Genomic DNA, 24,885 nt, shown 5'->3' with positions numbered 1-24,885 from the left:
TAGACCTATGACGTATAAAACGAAAATTCACATTAAGAATAAAGCTTAAAAAACGTAACTTTACACAATGATTTTAGTTACAGGAGGTACAGGTTTAGTTGGTTCTCATCTACTTTTTCAACTTTTGAAAAGCGATGAACCTATACGTGCTATCTATAGACGAGAAAAAACCTTAGATCGTGTAAAAAATGTCTTCTCCTACTTTTCTTATGATGCAGAAACGCTTTTCAACAAGATTGAATGGCTTGAAGCTGATATTAATGATATTCCAAAACTTGAAGATGCTTTTAAAGATATTACACATGTTTATCATTGTGCCGCCTTTGTATCTTTTGAACCGAATAGATATAACGACTTAAGAAAAATCAATATTAAAGGTACAGCTAACATTGTTAATCTATCGATTAGTCATCAGATTAAAAAACTATGTTATGTCAGTACGATTGCAGCAATCGGACATCATAACAATCCTGAAAAACTAATAGATGAGCAAACCGATTGGAACCCAGAAAATGACAATAGTGTTTATGCGATTACCAAATATGGAGCAGAGCTTGAGGTATGGAGAGGCACGCAAGAAGGTTTAGATGCTGTTATTGTAAATCCCGGAATTATTTTAGGCGCTGGTTATTGGAATGGTGGCAGTAGCGGTAGTTTATTTAAGCGAATTTATAAGGGCATATCTTATTATAATACTGGTGTCACTGGTTATATAGATGTTTGGGATGTCGTTAGAGCCATGGAACAACTAATGCATAGTACCATTAAAAACGAAGGTTTTATTTTAGTTGCTGAAAACCTAAGTTTTAAAACCTTTTTTACAAAAACGGCAAAATATTTAGGTGTTAAACCTCCAACAAAAGAAGCAAAATCTTGGTTATTAGGAATTGCTTGGAGATTAGACTGGCTAAATCATAAGCTTTTTGGAAAACGTAGAAGTTTAGCTAAACAAGCTGCAAAATCCGCGATAAGCATCACTCATTATGATGCTTCAAAAATAAAAAACACTATCAATTTTAAATTCAAACCAATAGATACAAGTATAGAAGAAGTCAGTAAATTATTCCTTAAGAATCTTTAGGCTTCGTATTTTTCAAGTCTGTTGTATCTATAGACTTTTCAGTAGATTGTTTTGGAGTTTTTCGTTTTTCTGAAATCGAATCTCTACGTTTTTTTATAGAATCCGTTTCCTTTTTCTTTATATCTTCAAAACGCTTTTTTTCTGACTCTAGTCTTGCCTTTACGTTATCAACAATCTCTTTATACGTTTCGGTATCAAAAGCGTAATACGTGTTGCTTTCTGCAAATCGCGTACTATCTACCTTATATTTTTTTAAGATATAAACCTCTGGGTCTAAATCATTTTTTTCTAAAGTCGATCTATTAACTCCCTTTGCTGCATTCACTAGATATAAGTCGTACAGCAAATCTGTCATTTGCGCTTTTGATATTAAATTATCAGGTTTTTTTGGTTTTTTAGGACCATCACAGGCCAAAATCAAAAAACCTAATATTAATATAATACTGATTCGCTTTAACATCTTATCTATCAAAAGTTAGTCGTTGTCCTGCTTTAACGTCTAAAACATTGAAATTGTTATATACTAATTGACCGTTTACAAACGTATGTGTAATTCTGCTTTTAAAAGTGTTGCCTTCAAAAGGAGACCAACCACATTTGTAAAGAATATTACTTTTATTAACCGTCCAAGGACTTTGAGGATCTACAATTACTAAATCTGCAAAATAGCCTTCTTTAATATAACCACGTTTTTCAACGTTGAATAATATAGCCGGATTATGGCACGCTTTCTCAACGATTTTTTCTACAGAAATTTTCCCTTGATGATGCGCTTCCATCAAAGCCATTAACGCATGCTGTACTAATGGTCCGCCAGAAGGTGCAGTTGTATACTTATTATTTTTCTCTTCTAAAGTATGAGGAGCATGATCTGTAGCAATGACGTCTATTTTGTCATCTAATAACGCTTTCCAAAGTTGATCTCTATCTTTCGCTGTTTTCACGGCTGGATTCCACTTAATATGGCTTCCTTTTTTAGCATAATCTTCTTCTGAAAACATTAAGTGATGTACACAAACCTCAGCTGTAATCTTTTTGTCTTTTAATGGAATTTTATTCGAGAATAAACTTGTTTCTTTTCCCGTAGAAAGATGGAACACATGTAATCTCGCTCCTGTTTTCTTAGCTAATTCAATTGCTTTTGAAGATGATATATAACAGGCCTCTTCACTTCGGATTTTAGGATGCATTTCCATAGGAATATCATCACCATATTCCTCCTTATATTTTGCTAAGTTGGCTTTTATAGTGGCTTCATCTTCACAATGTACAGATATCACCATATCTGTACTCGAAAATATTTTTTCAATCACTTTAGGATCGTCCACGAGCATGTTACCTGTAGAAGACCCTAAAAATAGTTTTAGACCTGCAACGGTTTTAGGATCGACTTTTAAAATTTCGTCCAAATTATCATTGGTACCGCCAAACATAAACGAATAATTAGCGTAAGATGAGTTTGCCGCAATGGCAAATTTTTCTTCTAATTTTTCTACGGTTGTCGTTTGTGGATTGGTATTTGGCATCTCAATGAAAGATGTAATTCCACCAGCAATTGCTGCTCTAGATTCCGATTCTATATCTCCTTTATGTGTTAGTCCCGGCTCTCTAAAATGTACCTGGTCATCTATCATCCCTGGGAAAACATAATTCCCTTCTACATCAATAACCAATATATCAGCAGACTTTACACTAATTGAAGTATCTATCTCTTTTATAATGTTATCTTCAATAAGAATGTCTCCTTCAACAATCTTTCCTTCGTTGACAATTCTTGCGTTTTTTATGAGGGTATTTCGCTTCATGTATTTTTACTTAGCAAATAAGCTTTTTAATTTTAAACTAACTACTCCAAATATCGCTTCGGTAATAATACCTCCGCTCATTTTAGATTTTCCTTTTGTTCTATCTTTAAAAATAACTGGTATTTCTACAATTTTAAAACCTTTTTTATGGGCTTTGAATTTCATTTCAATTTGAAACGCGTAACCTACAAATTCTATTTTCTTAAGGTTTATGGCTTCTAAAACAGTTCTTTTATAGCATATAAATCCTGCTGTAGAATCCTTAACTTTCATTCGTGTTATTAATCTCACATAACGTGATGCTCCATAAGATAACAAAATACGAGACAATGGCCAATTAACAACTGTAATACCTTTTACATATCTCGATCCAACAGCGACATCTGCACCTGCAACACAAGCATTATACAACCTAGAAAGATCATCTGGATTGTGTGAAAAATCAGCATCCATTTCAAAAATGTATTGATACGATTTTTCTAAAGCCCATTCAAATCCGGCGATATAAGCGGATCCTAAACCACTTTTCTCTTTACGTTCTAACAAAAATAATTGATCCTTAAACTCTTGTTGTAAACGTTTAACCGTAACTGCCGTTTTATCTGGTGAGTTATCATCCACAATAAGTACATGGAATTCCTTTGGCTGTGAGAACACAGCTCTGATGATTGATTCTACATTTTCAATCTCATTATAGGTCGGGATTATGACAATTGCGTCAGACATTAACTCACTTTTAAACACTCTTTGGAGCGACTTTTTAGAATTTCAACAAAAATAAAGTTTTTAATGGATTATATACTGTAATTAACTTTTTTGATAGTTATGAATCGTACTTCTAATTGTAAGCTCATTTTTTTATAATTTAGCGGCATGCGAAATTATATAACACACGAGTGGTTTACCATTTTTACAATCATAGGATTGTTTACCATCGTGGTTGCTAAATATTTAAACACACTTCGCTTTAATGATTTCTTGTATGTCATTGGTAATTCTAAATACCTTAAGATTTACGCTAAGGATCAAAAATTTATAGATCAATTTGATAGCTTTCTGTTTATTAATCTTTCGTTATCGCTAAGTATTTTTATCTATTTCGCTTACAATACGTTTGTAACTCCTGTTGGATTTGAGCTAATGTCATTCTTAAAACTAACGTTTGCAGTCTCTACTGTTATTATCATAAAAACACTTTTGGAGCGCCTTATTGGGAGCCTTTTTGAAATTGATAGCTTAATAGATGATTATTTATTTCAAAAAACAACCTTCAAGAATTTTTCTGGCCTCATTTTTTTAATCGCCAATTTATTTTTGCTGTATACAGATATACGCATGACTATTATTATAATCTCAGCAATCTCTATTGTTTGCCTTATAAATGTGATTGGATTTTTATCTTCATTCAAAACCCATCAAAAATCAATAAATCCAAATTTTTTCTATTTTTTATTGTATCTTTGCGCTCTCGAAATTAGCCCTTATATCCTTTTATTTAAGGTAATTAGGGAGTATAACGTTTAAAACACCCTGTTTACGTATGAAAGTGAAAACAATTTTAGTATCACAACCAGAGCCTAAAATAGAAAACTCCCCATACTTTGATTTGCAAGAAAAGCAAAAAGTAAAAGTGGACTTTAGACCCTTTATTCATGTTGAAGGTGTTTCCTCTAAGGATGTGAGGCAGCAAAAAGTAGATCTTACAAAGTACACAGCCATTATACTTACAAGTAGAAATTCAGTGGATCATTTCTTTAGAGTTGCAGATGAAATGCGCTTTAAAGTGCCAGATTCTATGAAGTATTTCTGCCAGTCTGAAGCAGTAGCCTATTATTTACAGAAGTATGTAGTCTACAGAAAACGTAAAATTTACGTTGGGAAGCGTACGTTTGAAGATTTAATGCCTTTGATTAAAAAATATAAAGACGAAGCGTTTTTATTACCAACAACAGATAAAGTTAAACCGATTATACCTGAATTATTAAATGATCTAGGTGTTAATTGGAAACAAGCTACTTTCTACAAAACAGTAATCAGTGATTTATCTGATTTAGCTGATGTGTATTATGATATTTTAGTATTCTTTAGCCCATCTGGTATCGAATCATTGTTTCATAATTTTCCTAATTTTGAACAGAAAAATACACGTATCGCTGTATTTGGAAATACAACCGTTAAAGCAGTTGAAGAAAAAGGAATGCGTGTAGATATCGCTGCACCAACTCCTGAAACACCTTCAATGACAATGGCTTTACAGAAATATATTGATGCTGTTAATAAAGGAAAATAATAAAACATTTATTACCTCATATAAAAAAAGCGATTCTAAATTTAGAATCGCTTTTTTAGATTTTATTGTTTAATTAATGTAAAATTCACATCTCTAGGAAACGGAATAGTAACATCGTTTGTGCATTCGTTTGGATCATTAATATCATGTCCTTGGCTAAAATAAACGTTTAACTCTGATGGGTTGACATTATTATTTATAACTGTTATAAAAATTTTTCCAAAATCGCCGCACTCAAATTCTTCCCCGTAATAAGATAACTGATAACTCTCCCCATTTTCTATAAAATAAGTTCCTTGCATCACTAGTAAATTTGTAATGGGTAAATTTGTTGTATCAATCAATGTAACCCCACTTATGTCTGTTACTTTATAGTTGATCATTAATTTGTCGAAAGATAATGGTCGGATACTTGATTGTTCAGTTGTCTCTGATATTATGAATGTAAAATTCTTATCGTTGTAACTACCTATCCAGACACCAATAAATTCATCAAAAAGATTATTGACGTCTTTAAAGTATGTATTATCTTGTATTTCTGTCTCATTATTTAAATAATTAATATGTTCTTCTACTGCTATTAGTTCTTGGGCATAAACTTGCTGTACTTTACAACTAAATAAAGTTGCCGTAATTAAAAGTATAAATAATATATGTTTCATAGTTTTTTGTTCTATTTATTAATCTGGGCAAGTATTAGATTCTACGTTGCCATTTTGTTTAAGTTTTTTTTCTTTAATAGTACCGTTGTTTTTTATTTCAAAGAGTTTAATACCACTGACACCAACTTCATTTTTTAAAAAATGAAGAAAAGCTTTTTCTATGTTACTATATTCATTAAAATATTTTTTAAACTTATTTTTCATAGCCAAACTTGCTAATTGTCCACTCATTGAGGGCGTAAACTGAGTTAATACATTATTAATATCTCCATCTAGTTTAAGGATATATGTGCCAGAACTAGATACCATAGTACCATAAATATCTGATGTAGCTAAATTGTTGTTATGTGCATTTTCTAAAAGTTGTAAAAAAGTTCTTATATCTTTTGGCGAAAATATTCTTATACGTTTTTCTATGTCATCTATACCATCGCCATTAAAATTGCCTATGTTTTTATCGTTAAGATGCGTATGTGCAAATCCAAGCATATCACTTGTTATTTCTATATCTAAAGAATGACCGCCATTAGTAAAATTATTGAGATTCACATAAATACCATTTGCTTTGTAAGAAAACCCTACTTCTGTTGGTGCGTTAAATTTAGTTTTTAGAAATGCAATTTTAGCCATATGCTCTGGGCCGGAATTTTGTTCATTAATTTTTTTACAATTATCATTAAAAATACATGTAGCTATTACATTTCCATCAGCCACACAATCACAGATCTCTTGGCTATAATTATTATTGCTTTTCATACACATTTCATAAGGGCTTAACTTGCAATCTCCGTCTATATCGCCAGGTAAACGCTCAGTACATTCTTCGGGCATTATTGAAACTCCTATAGAAGTATCATCAATTGGATCTGGTGGTGATACACCTCCAATTGATCCGCCAGAGTCGTCAGGTACGTCTGGGTTGTAATTACCATCATCTATGCAGCTATATCTAGGTACGTACTCATAATAACCAGGATTAGAGCAATCGTTACAACCACCAGGTAAATGACCAGGTGTAACACATTGGCACAGATGAGTTATCATTTCCATGGATATAATTACAGTTCCGAAACAATCTGTTGGATAGTCAGCACTATAAGTACCAGCACTTCCTCCAGGACCAGCACCCACGTCATAGTCATTATTACCATCTAATAAATCATCGTCAAATGGTGCTTCTACGTCAATAAATTCAGTTAATTTGTTTACTTTTTTAGACTGAATACCTCCTTGGTATGCTTCTCCTTTATTACTTAGCCAATAATCAGTAGGAGTGTATTTTGTAACTAACATGCTAGACACTCCATTTTTGTCCTCTATGGTTAGGTTATAAAAAACAGTACTATCTGTTTGGTGCACAATCTTCATGGTATAAGATGTGTAAGTCCCTAAAGTTACCTGCTTTATTATATCTGTAGCAATGGTAAGCCCTAACGTATCTTGTGTAGATTTGCTTTGAAGTGTTGAGCCTTCGGGTAGTTTTAAATATTTTGTTATTTTAACATCTGTTCGTAAACGGTTAAAAATAGCATCTGCTGTTTCATAAGTTAATGTCTTAAAAACGGGTGTTGCAACTTCTGTATTTAGAACTTCCTTAACAATACCATCATCTTTATCACAACTGTAATAAACGGTTAGCAATCCTAAACATAGTATTACTATTAAAAACTTATTCTTTATATATTGGTTGTTTAGTTACTCACTAAATAGCTATTAATCGATTATACGTAGGAATATGTTTAAAGTTAGAAACATATAGACCTAACACAAAACTGCTTAAGGTTAAAGTTATATAAAATGTAAAGTCTCAATTACGGTTTTTCCATAAACATTAATAATTCTTGTACGTCTTTTCTTCTGAAATTTTCGTCTTAAGGCACTGTACTTAGTACTTTTTTTTTTTAGAAAAAGTATAGTATTATTCACACTTGTGGTAGCGATTCTTATATATTAAGATTAAAAAAAGCGATTCTAAATTTTAGAATCGCTTTTTTAATTTATATAAATTATTATCTAGAATGCATAACGTTGTGGACCACCACGTCTCACTTCTTCTGAAGCGTAAGACTCAAACTTCTTAAAGTTCTCTCTAAACGCATTAGATAATTTAAATGCCATAGTATAATAAGCCTTGTCGTCATTCCAAGTCGTTCTTGGACTCAACACTTCTGTTGGTACTCCAGGACACGTTCTTGGTTGTGCCACTCCAAACACAGAATGTATATGATAATCTTCATAAGTGTAATCCTTTAAATCACCATTTAAAGCTGCATTAATCATAGCACGTGTGTACTTTAATTTCATACGTGTACCTACTCCATAAGGACCACCTGTCCAACCTGTATTTACTAACCATACATTTACGTTAGCATCTTTCATCTTTTTACTTAACATCTTAGCGTATTCCGTTGGATGTAATGGCATAAATGGCGCACCAAAACAAGCAGAAAAACTTGGTACTGGTTCTACAACACCCGCTTCTGTACCAGCAACCTTAGCTGTATAACCAGAAATAAAGTGGTATGCAGCCTGACTTGGAGTCAGTTTAGATATTGGAGGCAGTACACCAAAGGCATCAGCTGTTAAGAAAAATATATTCTTAGGATTTTCACCCACAGAAGGTTTTCTAATATTATCTATATGGTAAATTGGGTAACTTACCCTAGTATTTTGAGTAATAGATGTATCAGCAAAATCGACGTTGCCTTTATCATCCATAATTACATTTTCTAAAATGGCACCTTTTCTAATAGCTGCAAAAATCTCAGGCTCTTGTTCTTGAGATAGGTTGATTACTTTAGCGTAACAACCACCTTCAAAATTAAACACAGTATTTTCTTTTGTCCATCCATGTTCATCATCACCAATTAAACTACGATTAGGATCTGTAGAAAGTGTTGTTTTCCCTGTTCCGGATAAGCCGAAGAAAATAGATGTATCACCATCTTTACCAACATTAGCACTACAGTGCATTGGCAACGTATTTTTAAATACCGGAAGAATGAAATTTAATGCAGAAAAGATTCCTTTTTTAATTTCACCCGTATAACCAGTTCCACCGATTAAAGCAATCTTACGTGTAAAATCTAAAATCGCAAAGTTATGCTGACGTGTGCCATCAACTTCAGGATCAGCCATAAAACCTGGTGCATTTACCACAGTCCATTCTGGCGAAAAGTTTTCTAATTCAGCTTCCGTCGGACGTAAAAACATGTTATATGCAAACATATTGCTCCAAGGATACTCATTGATTACCCTAATATTTAACTTGTAATCTTCATCTGCACAAGCATAACTATCACGTACATAAATTTCTTTTTCAGACAAATAATCAGCTACTTTGTCGTAAAGTTTTTGAAACTTATCACTATCAAACGGAATGTTGATGTTTCCCCACCAAACTTTGTCTTTAGTGATATCGTCTTTCACAATAAATCTATCCATTGGAGAACGACCTGTAAACTCACCTGTATTCACCGCTAAAGCACCAGAAGAAGATTCTACTCCTTGGCCTTTAGAAATGGTTTCAGCATGAAGCTCATCTGAAGATAATTGATAATTTACTTTTGCATTTTTAATTCCATATTGATCCAACGAAATCGATTTCGTTGATTGGGAATGATTTGCCATAATATTTGTGTTGTTTAGTCTTGCAAAATTATAATTTTATTTTGAAACAACACCTTTGATTTATATTAATCCACCTTATTTTTTATAATGCCTATTAACAGTATTACCCAAGACATTATAAGCAATAATCCACCGATAGGAGTCATTAGAGCGATAGATTTAAAATCGAAGCTTGAAAGTGAATTTGTCGCCAGCCCATATATAGAGCCCGAAAAGAAAACGACACCTACTAAAACTAAATAAAAAATTGTCTTTTTTAGTTTTAAACTTACAAACGATGTACCACCTAGAATTAAAAGAAAGAAAGCATGATATATCTGATAACGCACACCTGTTTCAAAAGTTTTAATGGCATTAGAATCCACCAATTTTTCTAAACCGTGCGCGGCAAAAGCACCCAAAATAATGCCTAATATTCCTAAAACAGATCCGGTAACTAATAATCTCTTGTTCATAATTAAAAATGTGAATTCGGTTTATTATGCCTCTTGTATTTGTTACATTCGTACAAAGAATTTATACAAGCATTTTCAATTCGCTAAAAAATTGATTTTTTGCACCATGTTTTTGTCATTTTTTATTTCCTTAACGATGCTATGCAAGTAAAAAAGGACTTCAACACGGCACAAAATCTTCAATTTTCGCTAAAACTCAAAATACTTACATAAATTCAATACAAAATTAGTTATATAAACTCATTATGCGAAACATATTAATTATTGGAGCGGGAAAATCTTGCTCATATCTTATAAAATATTTACTCGATAATTCTCAATCAGAAAAGCTTCATATCACCATTGGTGATCTCAATGTAGAGAATGCTAAAAAGCTTGTTGGAGATCATCCTAACACAGACGTTATTCATTTAGATGTGTTTAATGCAGAATCTAGAACTGCTGCTGTTAAAAAAGCTGATATAGTGGTCTCAATGCTTCCTGCGCGTTTTCATATAGAAGTTGCCAAAGATTGTATTACCTATAAGAAGAATATGGTTACGGCCTCTTATGTAAGTCCAGAAATGCAAGCCTTAGATGAAGATGCCAAAGCCAACAACCTCATCTTTATGAATGAAATTGGTGTAGATCCAGGCGTTGACCATATGAGCGCTATGCATGTCATTGACCACATTAGAGATAAAGGAGGAAAATTGATTTTATTTGAATCTTTTACGGGTGGTTTAGTAGCCCCTGAAAGCGACAACAACCTTTGGAATTACAAATTTACGTGGAACCCTAGAAACGTCGTGCTTGCAGGGCAAGGTGGAGCTGCAAAATTTCTGCAAGAAAACCAATTCAAATACATACCCTATAATCGTTTATTTAGACGTACCGAATTTTTAGATGTTGAAGGCTATGGCCGTTTTGAAGGTTATGCTAACCGAGATTCTCTAAAATACCAACAAGTTTATGGATTAGACCATATCAAAACATTATATAGAGGTACCATGCGACGTGTTGGTTTTAGTAGAGCATGGAACGTTTTTGTACAATTAGGAATGACCGATGACAGCTACACTATTGATGATAGCGCCAATATGAGCTATCGTGATTTTGTGAATTCATTTTTACCGTACAGTCCAACGGATTCCGTAGAGCTTAAATTTAGACATGCTTTAAAAATTGACCAAGATGATATTGTTTGGGAAAAGTTCTTAGAGCTCGATATTTTTAATCCTAAAAAAATGGTAGAATTAGATAAAGGGACACCTGCTCAAATTCTTCAGAAAATCTTAATGGATAGCTGGACATTAAGCGAAAACGATAAAGATATGATCGTAATGTATCATAAATTTGGTTACGAACTCGATGGTAAAAAATATCAAATTGATGCGACTATGGTTACCCTTGGAAAAGATCAAACCTATACTGCAATGGCTAAAACAGTAGGCTTACCGGTTGCCATTGCAACGTTAGCGATATTGAATGGTAAAATTAAAACACCAGGAGTTCAAATCCCAATATCAAAAGAAGTCTATACTCCCATTTTAAAAGAATTAGAATCTTATGATATTGTATTTAAAGAGTATGAAGTACCTTATTTAGGGTATAACCCTTTAAATATTTAAACAAAGACTTAGATAGATAAAAGAGCTAAAGCGTTTCAAATTGAAACGCTTTTTCTATCTTTAACTTTCATTTTATTATATTTTTGACACATGAAGATTAACGATAATGGTATTTACATCGATGGTATTGATAAAAAAATATTACGTGCTTTAATGGAAGATGCCAGAACACCAATTCTTGAAATCGCTAGAAATGTTGGTATCTCTGGTGCTGCAATACATCAGCGTTTAAAAAAGCTTGAAAAATCGGGACTTATTGCTGGATCAAAATTTATAATTAACCCGAAAGTTTTAGGCTATACCACCATGGCTTTTGTTGGAGTTTATCTCGATAAAGCGATTAGTAACCCTGAAGCCGTAAAGCAATTACAAAAAATTCCTGAAGTGATAGAATGCCATTATACCACAGGTAATTGGTCTATTTTTATTAAAATTCTTTCTAAAGACAATGAGCATTTAATGCATGTTCTTAATTCTGAAATACAAAGCATAAAAGGGGTTTCTAGAACGGAAACGTTTATTTCTTTACAAGAACAGATTAATCGACAGATTAAAATATAGTTTTTGCATAAAAAAAAACGCCCATCATCGATGAGCGCTAGTATATTTCTATATATAATACTTATTATGTTGCAGGATTAGGAATCTCAGCGTGCACAGCGTTTATAGCTTTCATAACATCTTCAGATAAAGAAACATTAATACTATCGATATTTTCTTCTAATTGTTGAAGGTTTGTTGCGCCTATGATATTACTTGTTACAAAAGGACGTTCATTTACAAAAGCAAGCGACATTTGCGCCAAAGACATATCGTTATCTTCTGCTATTTTTAAATAACGTTTCGTCGCCTCAGTTGCATTTGCACTATTATAGCGTGAAAAATGAGAATACACATTTAATCGCGCATCCTTTGCTGCTGTTCCGTTTATATATTTCCCAGATAACACTCCAAATGCCATTGGTGAATAGGCTAATAACCCTATGTTTTCCCTATGTGCTACTTCTGCTAAATCTCCTTCAAATGGTCGACATAATAGTGAATAGGCATTTTGAATCGTAATCATTTTCGGCAAATTATGCTGTCTAGATTCTTCTAAATAACGCATGGTTCCCCAAGCTTTTTCATTAGAAATTCCGATTTGTCTTATTTTTCCTGATTTAATAATGTCATCGAGATTATGAAGAATTTCGTTAAAATTATCTTCCCATTTATCTTTTGAATTATAGTTATAATCGCGCTTACCAAACGTGTTCGTATCTCTTTCTGGCCAATGCAATTGATACAAATCTAGATAATCAGTTTTCAAACGTTTCAGACTATCATTTACCGCATCGTTAAGCGCGTCTTTAGTAAAACCATTAGTTCTAATATGAGCTGTATAATCACCTGTTCCTGCTATTTTGGAACCTAGAATAACCTTATCTCTATTTCCTGTTTTCGCAAACCAATTGCCTATAATACGTTCGGTCTCTGCATAAGTTTCTTTCTTTGCAGGGACAGGATACAATTCTGCTGTATCAAAGAAATTAACCCCTTTATCTAAGGCAAAATCCATTTGAGAAAACCCTTCGTCCTGGGTGTTTTGATTGCCCCAAGTCATGGTGCCAAGGCAAATTTTGCTAACTTTAATATCAGTATTTGGTAGTGTTGTATATTTCATAGCACTTCCTGTGAAAGCAGGAATCTCATTTTAGTTAAACTTAATTTTCTAATCTAGGTGTCGACTGCGCTCAGCGTGATATTTTCACACCTGGAATATACTGTAAAAATAAGAAGACCTCACAGGTTTTGAAAATCTGTGAGGTCTAAATGTTTGTTAAGGTTTTAAACCTTAGAATTCCTACTTTAGCAAGAATTTGTTATATCTCATTTAACAATTTAGAAATCTCATCTAACTTAGGCGTTAATATCACTTCAATTCTTCTATTCTTAGCTTTACCTTCTGCGGTATCGTTTGTAGCAATTGGTGCAAATTCTCCACGACCTGCAGCTGTTAAGTTTTCAGGATTAATCGCATCATTTTCTCTAAGAATATTTACAATGGCAGTTGCACGTTTTGCAGATAAATCCCAGTTGCCACTCAATTGAGCATTCCCTTTGTATGGTACATTATCGGTATGCCCTTCAATTAAAACTGAGATTTCAGGATTTTCAGCTAATACGCTTCCTAATTGTTTTACCGCTTGTTTTCCTTGTGTCCCAACATACCAGCTTCCAGATTCAAATAACAATTTATTTTCCATAGAAATATAAACTTTACCGTTGCGTTGCTCAACAGTTAAACCTTTACCTTCAAAATTAGTCAACGCTTTAGAAATCGCATCTTTTAATTTATGCATTGCCGCATCCTTAGAAGCAATCACATTTTCTAATTCTGCAACACGTTGCGAACGGCTTTCTAATTCTTGTTTTAACGTATTTAAACGTTCATTCTCTGCTGCTAATGCTTGCTCCTTCGCTTCTAACTGCGCTAAAAGTTCTCTGTTCTTCTGTGAATTTTTCGCAATTGATGCTGAACTATTTTCTTCTAAAGCTTTATAAGACGCTTTTAGAGTTTCGAGATTTGTTTTCGCTGCAGCATAATCTGCTTGAAGTTTATCGCGTTCAGCAACTGCTTCGTCATAAGACGATTGCAACTGGCTTAAATCATTTGTAAGCTTTGTTTTATCGCCAGACAATGCCCCTACTTCATCAGTTAAACTACGGTTTTCCTGTTTTAAATTGGCATATTTATCTTCAAGATCTGTATAAATTTTCTTGGATACGCAAGACGTAAATAATGTGATGGTTAATGCTAAGATTGAAAGTTTTTTAATCATGTCTCTTCTGTTAAGTTGTTTTAAGTTTAGTTTCTATTTGGGGTTTGTTTTAATTTTTATTTTTAAATATCCAATTCTAATAAAATCGGACAATGATCACTATGTACTGCTTCCGTTAATATAACGCTGCGTTTTATTTTTTCTTGTAACGGTGTGCTTACCATGGCATAATCTAACCGCCAACCTTTGTTGTTAGCTCTAGAATTCGCTCTATAACTCCACCATGAATACTCCTGACGCTCAGGATGTAAATACCTAAAACTATCTATAAATCCGCTCTCTATAAAATCGCCTAACCATTCGCGTTCTTCTGGTAAAAATCCTGAAACACCTTTCATTTTTGGATTATGAATATCTATTTCTTCATGACAAATATTATAATCACCACAGACCACTAAGTTTGATTTTTCAGTTTGAAGTTCTATTAAATACTGCTGAATAAGATTCATATACTCAAACTTATGAGACAATCTGGCATCGTTAGTACCAGATGGTAAATACATACTCATCACTGAAACTCCATCATAGTCTACTCTAATGTTTCTACCTTCAAAATCCATAGATTCTATTCCTGTGCCGAATTCTATATGATTTGGTTCTTCTTTACATAAAATCGCAACTCCACTGTAGCCTTTTTTCTGCGCGCTAAACCAATAATTAAAGTTGTAACCCGCTTCTGTAAACAAATCTAAATCGAGTTGTTCTTCCATTGCTTTAATTTCTTGTAAACAAACAACATCCGGATTTGTTGCTTTTAACCATTCTACAAAGCCTTTATTTACAGCTGCTCTAATACCATTTACGTTATAAGAAACTATTTTCATGTATTTATATTTATTGTTTTTCAATGGCCACATGCTGTTCGCTATTAATCATCCGTTTGGGTAATTAAAGCTCCAACATGCTCGTTTCATCTCGTCATTTTCTGATTAACCGCTAAATTAAATAATACGCTACTTTTACAGCATTATTTTAAGCTTGTTTTAACGATAAAATATTTTAAGCTTAAAACAGTTATTATTCTACATGAAAATTGCTATTTCCTTTTTACTAATTCTATGTGCTTCTTTGGGCTTTTCCCAAGAGCAGAATAGTAGTTATATAAAAAAGAAAATAGCCGTTACGGATGCTATTCAAATTGATTCTGTAAGTATTAATCCTTCAAGATTTACCATAAGAACAAAAGATAACCGAATCATCGATTCTACATTATATGTTGTTGATTTTTCAAAAGCACTATTACGTTTTAAATTTCCTACTGAAATAGACAGTATTCAAGTAGAGTATTTACGTTATCCGAATTTCTTAACTAAAGTTTACAAACAACTAGACGATGCCGTTATTATTGAACGCTCCTCAGATTTTCAGCAACTTTATCAACTTCAAAATACCACGTCTAAAAACACCTTTACACCTTTTGATGGCTTAACCACTTCTGGAAGTATTTCGAGAGGAGTCACGATTGGAAACAATCAGAATTCCGTATTAAATAGTGAACTCGATTTACAGATTTCAGGAAAATTGAGTGATAAAGTATCCTTAAGAGCGTCTATACAAGATGCTAATATTCCGTTGCAAGAAAGTGGCTATTCGCAGCGTTTAGACGAATTTGATCAAGTTTTTATTGAATTGTTTAGTGACGATTGGAATATACGCGCAGGAGACATCGATTTAGAGAACACTAAAAGTTATTTCGCAAATTTTTCGAAACGTGTGCAAGGTCTAATGGTGAATGCTAACATAAGTGAAAAAGCATCTGTTTATGCGTCGGGTGCTTTAGTACGTGGTCAGTTTACAACAACCCAATTTACAGCTCAGGAAGGTAACCAAGGGCCTTACAAATTGCGTGGTTCTAACAACGAATTGTACGTTTTGGTGGTGTCTGGAAGTGAAACCGTTTATGTAAATGGAGTGCCTTTAGAACGCGGAGAAAATAACGATTACATTATTGATTATAACGCTGGAGAAATCATTTTCAACTCTACATTCCCCATTACTTCCGAAATGCGGATTACAGTAGATTATCAATTTAGCGAACGTAATTATTCACGATTTACCGTGTTTGGCGGTGCCAATTTTGAAACAGAAACTTTAAAATTGAATGTTTCCATTTATTCAGAAAGTGATGCTAAAAATCAGCCTTTACAACAAAATCTTTCCACAGAACAAATACAAGTTTTGGCAGACGCAGGTGACAACCAAGATTTAATGGTGGCACCTTCAGCAACGCTAACATCCTATTCTGAAAACCGAATCTTATATAAAAAAGAACTATTGGGACTAGAGGAAATTTTTGTGTTTTCAAATAATCCAGAAGACGAATTATATAGTGTTCGCTTTACATTGGTTGGAGCCAATCAAGGAAATTATATTTTAAGAAACTCAACTGCTATTAATAATATTTTTGAATATGTAGCACCAATTGCTGGCATACCTCAAGGCAACTATGACCCTATTGTGCAATTGGTTGCTCCAGAACGCTTGCAAATTGCGGTAGTTAATGGACAATATACCCCATCAAAAAAAACAGATATCTTTTTTGAATTGGCAGGAAGCAAAAAGGATAACAATTTATTTTCGAATTTAGACGATGACAATAATAATGGTTATGCGGGGAAATTCACTTTAAAACAAAACCTCATTAAATCCGATAGTCTATGGAATTTATCTGCACTCGTTGATGCCGATTTTATTCAAAAAGATTTTGAGACTATACAGCGATTGTACAGAGCTGAATTTAATCGGGATTGGAACTTAGAGAGCTCAGAAGAAACTGATCAAGGTAATATAGACTTTGGAAATCAATTGTTATTTACAACAGGATTGCGCCTATCCCATTCTAAAAAAGGTGTAGCAACTTATAATTTTGAACATTTAAACTATTCTGAAAACTTCATTGGAAACCGACATCACATTACTGCTAATATGCGCTTAGGTGATTTCAGAATTTTCTCAAACTCTAGTTTTTTAAATAATGAAAGCACGATTAATCGTTCTACCTTTTTACGCTCTTTTAATCGTGTGGTTTATGGTAAAAACAACAAATGGACCGGTGTAAAATTCGCATCTGAAGATAACGAACAACGTGTTATTGCTACAGATGTATTAACTCCTTTAAGTCAGAAATTTAAATCCTACGAAGCTTTTGTTGGTATTGGTGATAGCACCAAAGTGTTTGCAGAAGTTGGATATATTAAACGTTTTAATGACAGTTTACGAAACAATAATTTGGAGCGCGTTAACAGTTCTAACACCTATTATTTAAAATCTAGATTAATTCAGAATAAAAACACAACACTGCAGTTATATGTGAATTACAGAGATTTAAAATCCGAAGATAATAGCATAGATAATGAGCAAAGTTTGAATAGTCGTTTAAATTTTAATCAAAAATTATTTAACAATCTCATTTTATGGAACACCAGTTTTGAAACCAATTCAGGTAGCTTAGCGCAACAAGATTTCACTTATATTGAAGTTGAAGCCGGACAAGGAGCCTACACTTGGATTGATTATAACGAAAATGGCATCCAAGAATTAAATGAGTTTGAAATTGCGCAATTTGCAGACCAAGGTAGTTATATTAGAGTGCTACTACCTAATCAGGTTTTTGTTCAAACACATCAAAATCGATTTGGACAAACGGTAACCATAAATCCGCAAACATGGAGTGTTTCCGAAAATAAATCGAAGCAATTTTGGTCTCATTTTTATGACCAAGCCTCCTTTATTGTCGATAGTAAAAAGTTTAAAAATGGAAATTCATTTAATTTAAATCCATTTGAAGCCTTAAAGGATGATTTGGACACTGAGGATTTTGTATCCTTAAATTATAGTATTAGAAATATTCTGTTTTTCAACAGAGGAAAACAACACTACACAACCTCTTATACTTTTTTAACCAATAAGAGTCGGAACTTATTATCCATAGGTTTGCAGCAAAATAAAATAAATAGTCATCAACTGAATTTCAATCATAAATTTGATACAAATTGGTTAGTAAATGCATTAGCTAATTTGGGTAAAGAAGAGAGTAAAAGTCAGAATTTTACAAATCGCAATTACACTATTGACGAATACCATTTTAAACCAAAATTGAGCTATTTATTTAGCGAAAACGCACAGTTTGATCTCTTTTACCAATACACGTCTAAAGAAAATACCATTGGTAGTTTAGAAACCTTAGCTCAGAATAATTATGGTTTATCTTTTACATATAATAATGCACAGAAGATTGCATTGACAGGAGAATTTAACTTCTTTCAAAATGAATTTGAAGGTAATTCCAATTCGCCAGTAGCTTACCAAATACTTGAAGGATTACAACCAGGAAAAAACTTTACATGGAGTTTATTAGCACAAAAGAAGTTGACCAAATATTTAGATTTGAATTTGAATTATTTCGGACGTAAATCAGAAACTTCTAAAATGATTCATACCGGAACGGTTCAATTGAAGGCTTATTTCTAAGTCATTTGTAACTATTATTACATATTGTAAATACGGAAATTTGTATCTTCGTACTCGTTATGAGTAAAATAGTAGCTTTCACATATTCAATATTGATACTTTTTCAAAGTTTCAATATAGGCATAGAAGATCTTTCTAAGTTTGGGATATTAATGGAGCATGCTGAGTTTCATAAAGAAATGTATGGAGACACCTTCTATCAGTTTCTAGCTGAACATTATGGAGATGCTAAGGTTAATCATGATAATGAGCATGATGAACACCAAAATTTACCATTTAAAGATGCTCATCAATTATGTTCTCATATGAACATCCCATTTATTAATACGACTGTCACTTTTGAATTGACTCATCAAAGTTTTATAAAAATTCCATTCAACTTTCATTACACAGATTCTCATACCAACTTCGAGAAACTATCTGTTTTTCAACCACCCAAACACGCATAATTCATTTTTAGTTTTTAATCCTGTTTATTAAAACGGGCATTTATTAAATTTTAATTTTATTGAATTATGTTAGAACACATTATAAAGTTCAGCTTAATAAATAAGCTGATTATTTTCCTGTTTACGGCATTTATTGTTGGTTTCGGTATTTTATCCTTAACCCAAATTCCTATAGGAGCTGTACCCGATATTACCAATAATCAAGTCCAAGTTATTACCACTTCTCGTAATTTATCGACTCAAGATGTTGAGCAGTTTATTACATATCCGGTAGAATTGGAAATGGCAAATTTACCAGGAGTCGAAGAAATCCGTTCCGTATCTAAATTTGGCCTTTCTGTAGTTACCATTGTTTTTGAAGATGATATGGGAACCTATCTTCCAAGACAATTGATTGCCGAGAAAATAAAATCGGCAACAGAAAAAATCCCAGAAGGCTTTGGAAGTCCAGAAATGGGTCCAATCACAACAGGTTTGGGTGAAATTTATCAATATATTTTAGATGTTAAACCGGGTTATGAAGACCAATATTCTGTAACGGACTTAAGAACTATCCAAGATTGGATTGTAAAACGTCAACTTTCAGGAATTCCAGGAGTAGTTGAAGTTAATACATGGGGAGGATTTTTAAAGCAATATGAGGTTGCTATTAATCCTCAGCAGTTAAATGCCATGCATATTTCGCTTTCCGAAATCTATGACGCCTTAGAAAAAAACAACAGCGTTGCAGGTGGTGGATACATTGAAAAAACCGACCAAGCCTTTTTTATCCGTGGTGAAGGTTTGGTAAAATCTCTTGATGATATTGGCAATATTGTAGTGAAGAATGAGGGCATGCCCATTTACATAAAAGACATTGCAGAAGTAAGATTTGGCAGCGCCACACGATTTGGAGCTATAACAGGAAATGGCCAAGGTGAAAAAGTTCTTGGTCAGATTATGATGTTAAAAGATGGTAGTTCTAAAGCCATTATTGATGCTGTAAAAGAACGCGTTGCTTCTGTGCAAAGCAGTCTACCAGAAGGTGTTTTTATTAATGGCTTTTTAGAACGAAGTGAGCTCATAGGAAAAACAACATTTACGGTTTCCGAAAACTTAATTCTAGGGTCGCTCATCGTCATATTTGTTGTAGTATTATTATTAGGTAATTTACGTTCTGGATTAGTAGTCGCTTCTGTGATTCCGTTGAGTCTATTATTCGCAATTTCCTTAATGAACCTTTTTGGTGTCGATGCCAATTTAATGAGTCTTGGCGCCATCGATTTTGGAATTATTATTGATGGAGCCGTTATTATTGTCGAGTTTATTGCTTTCAGAATTATAACACAAAGCGACAATCTAAAAGCACTCACAAAAGAAGCAAAACAAGTCGAAATCGATGCCATTACACTAAAAAGCGCCTCAAAAATGATGAATTCTGCCATTTTTGGACAATTAATCATTTTAATCGTTTTCATTCCAATCTTATCCTTAAGTGGTGTGGAAGGTAAAATGTTTAGACCAATGGCCTTAACCTTTAGCTTTGCATTAATTGGAGCCATGCTTTTATGTTTAACTTATGTTCCTGTAGTAGCTTCTTTATTTTTAAAACCTAATAAACCGAGCGATAAGAATGTTTCTGTTAGACTAATGAAAGTTTTAAACTCATGGTATAAACCTTCTATCAATTGGGCTTTACAACACAAAAAATTAGTGATTGGATTAGCAATTCTATTATTAGTTTCTAGTTTTTATGTATTCAGTAGAATGGGTGGCGAATTTGTACCGACTTTAGATGAAGGTGATTTTGTCATTCAACCGGTTTTAAAAACAGGAACTTCACTCGGTAAAACCATAGAAATAACCACTAAAATTGAGCAAGTCTTACTAGATAATTTCCCGGAAGTTGACCAAGTAGTGAGTAGGATTGGTGCCGCAGAAGTCCCAACAGACCCAATGTCTATGGAAGAAAGCGATGTTATCATAAAACTGAAACCTAAAAAAGAATGGGTTTCTGCAAAAAGCAAAGATGAATTAGCAGATAAATTTAAAGACGCATTGACTATAATCCCAGGTATGGAAGTAGAATTCACCCAACCTATTGAAATGCGATTTAACGAATTAATTACAGGTGTTAGAGCAGATATTGCTATTAAAATCTTTGGTGACGAGTTATCCGTTTTAGCCAATAAAGCAGATGACATAAAACGTCTAATTCAAGATGTTGAAGGCGCATCAGATATTATTATTGAAAAAGTCGAAGGGCTACCGCAAATGAGTGTCACTTTCAATCGAAGTAAAATTGCGCGTTATGGTTTAAATATTTCAGATGTTAATCAATTGATTTCAATGGGATTTGCAGGTGGAACCGTAGGTAGTGTTTTTGAAGGTGAAAAACGTTTTGATTTAGTGATTCGATTAGATGAAAAGAATCGTAAAAACATAGAAAGCCTAGAAAACTTATATGTAGATACCCCTAGTGGCACTAAAATTCCGCTCAGCGAATTAGCCAAAATCCAATATACAACCGGACCAGCAAAAATATCTCGCGATGATACCAAACGTAGAATCGTGGTTGGTATTAACGTGAGAAACCGAGATTTGCAATCTGTTGTAGATGATGTTAGAATTATTATTGACAGCAAGCTTAAATTACCTGTTGGTTACACTATTACTTATGGTGGACAATTTGAAAATCTAGAAAGTGCCAAAGCACGATTAACAGTTGCTGTACCCATTGCATTGGCCTTAATATTTCTACTACTCTATTTTGCCTTTAATTCTGTTAAAGAAGCCTTATTAGTGTATTCTGCTATTCCGCTTTCGGCCGTTGGTGGTATCTTATTACTATGGTTGCGCGATTTGCCTTTTAGTATTTCAGCAGGTGTTGGCTTTATTGCACTTTTCGGAATTGCAGTTTTAAATGGTATAGTACTTATTGAGCATTTTAAAGAACTCAAATCACAAGGTATTGATGATATTGAAGAACGCATTAAACGAGGCACGTCAGAACGTTTAAGACCTGTAGTGTTAACCGCTGCAGCTGCAGCTTTAGGTTTTTTACCTATGGCTATTTCTACAAATGCAGGTGCAGAAGTACAACGCCCTTTGGCAACCGTTGTAATTGGTGGCTTGGTTACTGCAACCATCTTAACATTAATAGTTTTACCAGTATTGTACGCTTGGTTTGAAGAGAAAAAAGAAATTAAAATGAATAAAACAGCTGTTGCCACAGTGATTGGATTCTTTTTTATGATGAATGTCAATGCACAATCTCAACTAACCGTAGAACAAACATTAGACTTAGCTATTGAAAATAATGCCAGCTTAAAAGCTTCTAATTTACAAATTGAAAAAAGTGATGCCTTTGTTGGCAGCGCTTTTAGTTTTGATAAAACAGCCTTGTATCATAATTATGATGAAAGCAATTTAGCTATTAACAATGAGCCCCTAAAAGTATTCGGTATTTCTCAAGACTTCAAGTTTCCTACAGTATATTTTGCTGAAAAGAAAGTAAATAAGGCGATGGTAAATTTGGAAGAATCTAAATATAATATTCAATTTCAAAGAGTCAAAAAGAAGGTTTACTCTAGTTATTATCAATTAAGTTATGCCAAACAGAAAGCTGAAACCTATCGCTTTTTAGATAGTTTGTATCAAGATTTTTCACAAAAAGCAGCACGACGGTTTGAACTTGGCGAAACCAATTATTTAGAAACTATTACAGCTGAATCTAAACAGAAACAACTTCAAACATTGTATAAACAGGCTTTGCAGGATGTTGAATTTTCAAAAGAGCAGTTAAAAGCCATTGTTCAAGTTGATACTTTAGACATTGTTGACCAAGAATTAATAAAGCTAGAACTATATACTCCTTCGCTTCAGGATAATTTTGGTTTGCTCTATTTTGAAAATGCCGAAAACTATCAAAATGCAGTACATAAATCTGAAAAGCAAAATTTATTACCAGACCTTAATTTTGAATATTTTCAAGGTACAAACGACCAATTGAACACTAATATAAAAGGCTACCAATTCGGGATTAAAATTCCGTTGTTGTTCTTTGGAAATTCTTCGAAAATTAAAGCATCTAAAATTGCCAAAGACATCATATCTGAACAAAAACAAGATTATGAAGTGCAGTTAAATTCAGAATATAAATCGCTTTTAACCACACTAAACAAATACAACGAAGCTGTGAATTATTACGATACACAAGGTAAACATTTAAAAGATGAAATTATAAAAACAGCCAACCGAACCTTTAAAGAAGGTGAAATCGACTTTTTTCAATATATCCAAAGTTTAGAAACAGCTAAAGATATTGAGCTGTCTTATTTAGATAATTTAAATGCTTACAACCAGACCGTTATTTCCATTAATCACCTTATTTTAAACATTTTTTAAAGATGAAAAATCTATATATTATATTATTCGCCCTGCTTATCACAGCGTGCGGAAAAGAAAAAGACAATACATCAGAAGTTATACAAACTGATGAAGTCCAAGACAATATAACTATCACACAAGCCCAATTTGAAAGCGAAAACATGGCTTTTGGAAGTTTGGAAGAGTTCGATTTTAACGAAGGAATAAAAGCCAACGGAATGATTGATGTGCCACCGCAAAACAAATCGAGTATTTCAACTTTTATTGGAGGCTATATTACCAAAACACCTTTATTAATTGGTAGTGAAGTAAAAAAAGGACAATTATTAGTGACACTTCAAAATCCTGAATACGTTGAAATTCAACAGAATTACCTCGAAGTTGCAGAGCAATTAAATTATTTAAAATCTGAATTCAACAGACAGAAAACCTTGTTTGATGAACAAATTACTTCTGAAAAAAATTATTTAAAAGCAGAAAGTACATACAAAAGCAATCTTGCACACTACAATGGTTTACGTAAAAAACTGCAGATGATACATATTAGTCCACAACGTGTAGAACAAGGTACTATTTCGTCGAGCATCAATTTATATGCACCAATTGACGGATTTGTAACTAAGGTAAATGTGAGTAATGGAACCTACGTTTCTCCGAGTGATGTTATTTTAGAAATTGTAGACACACATCATGTTCATTTGGAATTATCTGTTTTTGAAAAGGATATTATGGCTGTTAAAAAAGGACAAAAAATTAGATTTCAAATTCCAGAAGCCTCAGATCAAACTTTTAATGCAGATGTTCATTTAGTGGGTACCACGATTGATGGAGCGAGCAGACGCGTTCAGGTTCATGGACACATAGACAACGAGGACGACAATTTTATCGTTGGCATGTTTGTCGATGCAGAGATTATTACTGAAAACACAAAACGAATAGGTTTACCAAAAGAAGCAATTATTAGCCTAGAAGGTGATTCTTATATTCTGGTTTTAGAAACGGAAGAAAATAATGAGTTTCATCTTCAAAAAGTAAAACTAACTATCGGAAAAGAAACAGAAGATGTGGTAGAAGTTTTAAACTCAGAAGCTTTAAAAAACAAACAAATCTTGGTCAAAGGTATCGGCATGTTACTTAATGAAAGTGAAGGTGGACATAGCCATTAATTTTTTTCTAATTTCGACATAATCTTTCACAAAAAAACACCCAAACCTTTAACCGTTTGGGTGTTTTAATTTATATA

At 33.2% G+C, this 24,885-nt stretch carries 19 protein-coding genes; 9 read left to right on the top strand and 10 right to left on the bottom strand.

Translation table 11 applies throughout. From position 1 onward, the window contains the following. The first annotated feature begins 67 nt into the window (after positions 1-67). On the top strand, positions 68-1,081 hold the full coding sequence (locus BLT80_RS04270) for an NAD-dependent epimerase/dehydratase family protein (RefSeq protein WP_092466333.1): 1,014 nt from the start codon (positions 68-70) through the stop codon (positions 1,079-1,081). On the opposite strand, the gene BLT80_RS04265 is transcribed toward BLT80_RS04270, so the two are convergent. Genes BLT80_RS04265 through BLT80_RS04255 form a run of 3 tightly spaced genes read right to left on the bottom strand, consistent with a single transcriptional unit; the run spans position 1,068 to position 3,612 of the window. After that, positions 1,068-1,541 carry a DUF4296 domain-containing protein gene (locus tag BLT80_RS04265; protein WP_092466332.1) on the bottom strand — a complete coding sequence of 158 codons (474 nt, stop codon included), beginning with the start codon at positions 1,539-1,541 and terminating at the stop codon, positions 1,068-1,070. The two genes, BLT80_RS04270 and BLT80_RS04265, sit on opposite strands and share 14 nt — an antisense overlap. Position 1,542: 1 nt before the next feature. Continuing rightward, positions 1,543-2,886 (bottom strand): dihydroorotase, encoded by a 1,344-nt coding sequence (locus BLT80_RS04260; protein WP_092466331.1) that lies wholly within the window; start codon positions 2,884-2,886, stop codon positions 1,543-1,545. Between the two features lie 6 nt (positions 2,887-2,892). Further along, positions 2,893-3,612 (bottom strand): polyprenol monophosphomannose synthase, encoded by a 720-nt coding sequence (locus tag BLT80_RS04255; RefSeq protein WP_092466330.1) that lies wholly within the window; start codon positions 3,610-3,612, stop codon positions 2,893-2,895. A 147-nt stretch (positions 3,613-3,759) separates the two neighbouring features. Between BLT80_RS04255 and BLT80_RS04250 the strand changes: the two genes are divergently transcribed. Together BLT80_RS04250 and BLT80_RS04245 are read left to right on the top strand one after the other, a co-directional pair. After that, positions 3,760-4,410 carry a DUF4271 domain-containing protein gene (locus BLT80_RS04250; protein WP_092466329.1) on the top strand — a complete coding sequence of 217 codons (651 nt, stop codon included), beginning with the start codon at positions 3,760-3,762 and terminating at the stop codon, positions 4,408-4,410. A 16-nt stretch (positions 4,411-4,426) separates the two neighbouring features. Further along, positions 4,427-5,176: a uroporphyrinogen-III synthase gene (locus BLT80_RS04245; protein ID WP_092466328.1), complete on the top strand. Its 750-nt coding sequence runs from the start codon at positions 4,427-4,429 to the stop codon at positions 5,174-5,176. Between the two features lie 62 nt (positions 5,177-5,238). On the opposite strand, the gene BLT80_RS04240 is transcribed toward BLT80_RS04245, so the two are convergent. From BLT80_RS04240 to BLT80_RS04225, 4 genes are all read right to left on the bottom strand, one after another. Next, the gene (locus BLT80_RS04240; RefSeq protein ID WP_092466327.1) at positions 5,239-5,838 is read right to left on the bottom strand and encodes a DUF6705 family protein; all 600 of its coding nucleotides are present in this window, start codon (positions 5,836-5,838) and stop codon (positions 5,239-5,241) included. An 18-nt stretch (positions 5,839-5,856) separates the two neighbouring features. After that, a complete protein-coding gene (locus BLT80_RS04235) occupies positions 5,857-7,479 on the bottom strand; it encodes a hypothetical protein (RefSeq protein WP_092466326.1) in 1,623 nt (540 codons plus the stop codon). 372 nt (positions 7,480-7,851) lie between these two features. Further along, positions 7,852-9,468, bottom strand: coding sequence for a phosphoenolpyruvate carboxykinase (ATP) (gene pckA, locus BLT80_RS04230; RefSeq protein WP_092466325.1), 1,617 nt, complete (start codon positions 9,466-9,468; stop codon positions 7,852-7,854). A gap of 65 nt (positions 9,469-9,533) precedes the next feature. Next, on the bottom strand, positions 9,534-9,923 hold the full coding sequence (locus BLT80_RS04225; protein ID WP_092466324.1) for a DUF423 domain-containing protein: 390 nt from the start codon (positions 9,921-9,923) through the stop codon (positions 9,534-9,536). 245 nt (positions 9,924-10,168) lie between these two features. Here BLT80_RS04225 and BLT80_RS04220 point away from each other — a divergent pair, with 245 nt between their 5' ends. Together BLT80_RS04220 and BLT80_RS04215 are read left to right on the top strand one after the other, a co-directional pair. Next, positions 10,169-11,533: a saccharopine dehydrogenase family protein gene (locus BLT80_RS04220; protein ID WP_092466323.1), complete on the top strand. Its 1,365-nt coding sequence runs from the start codon at positions 10,169-10,171 to the stop codon at positions 11,531-11,533. A gap of 90 nt (positions 11,534-11,623) precedes the next feature. Next, positions 11,624-12,094, top strand: coding sequence for an Lrp/AsnC ligand binding domain-containing protein (locus tag BLT80_RS04215; protein ID WP_020898179.1), 471 nt, complete (start codon positions 11,624-11,626; stop codon positions 12,092-12,094). Between the two features lie 64 nt (positions 12,095-12,158). On the opposite strand, the gene BLT80_RS04210 is transcribed toward BLT80_RS04215, so the two are convergent. From BLT80_RS04210 to BLT80_RS04200, 3 genes are all read right to left on the bottom strand, one after another. Beyond that, positions 12,159-13,196 (bottom strand): aldo/keto reductase, encoded by a 1,038-nt coding sequence (locus BLT80_RS04210; RefSeq protein ID WP_092466322.1) that lies wholly within the window; start codon positions 13,194-13,196, stop codon positions 12,159-12,161. Between the two features lie 199 nt (positions 13,197-13,395). Further along, positions 13,396-14,355, bottom strand: a complete 960-nt coding sequence (locus tag BLT80_RS04205; RefSeq protein WP_092466321.1) for an OmpA family protein — start codon at positions 14,353-14,355, stop codon at positions 13,396-13,398. Positions 14,356-14,417: 62 nt separating this feature from the next. Beyond that, entirely contained in the window at positions 14,418-15,179 is a 762-nt protein-coding gene (locus BLT80_RS04200) for an exodeoxyribonuclease III (RefSeq protein WP_092466320.1), read from the bottom strand. A 202-nt stretch (positions 15,180-15,381) separates the two neighbouring features. On the opposite strand from BLT80_RS04200, the gene BLT80_RS04195 reads away from it, so the two are divergent. The 4 genes from BLT80_RS04195 (at position 15,382) to BLT80_RS04180 (ending at position 24,808) form a co-directional block, all read left to right on the top strand. Beyond that, entirely contained in the window at positions 15,382-18,825 is a 3,444-nt protein-coding gene (locus BLT80_RS04195) for a hypothetical protein (protein ID WP_092466319.1), read from the top strand. A 59-nt stretch (positions 18,826-18,884) separates the two neighbouring features. Beyond that, positions 18,885-19,274: a hypothetical protein gene (locus BLT80_RS04190; protein ID WP_092466318.1), complete on the top strand. Its 390-nt coding sequence runs from the start codon at positions 18,885-18,887 to the stop codon at positions 19,272-19,274. Between the two features lie 66 nt (positions 19,275-19,340). Then, complete coding sequence (locus BLT80_RS04185) at positions 19,341-23,660, top strand: CusA/CzcA family heavy metal efflux RND transporter (protein ID WP_092466317.1); 4,320 nt, start codon at positions 19,341-19,343, stop codon at positions 23,658-23,660. Between the two features lie 2 nt (positions 23,661-23,662). Next, the gene (locus tag BLT80_RS04180) at positions 23,663-24,808 is read left to right on the top strand and encodes an efflux RND transporter periplasmic adaptor subunit (RefSeq protein WP_092466316.1); all 1,146 of its coding nucleotides are present in this window, start codon (positions 23,663-23,665) and stop codon (positions 24,806-24,808) included. The last annotated feature ends 77 nt before the right edge of the window (positions 24,809-24,885 follow it).

It is taken from the genome of Winogradskyella thalassocola, assembly GCF_900099995.1.
GTDB lineage: Bacteria > Bacteroidota > Bacteroidia > Flavobacteriales > Flavobacteriaceae > Winogradskyella > Winogradskyella thalassocola.
This window is presented reverse-complemented; position numbering and strand designations above follow the sequence as displayed.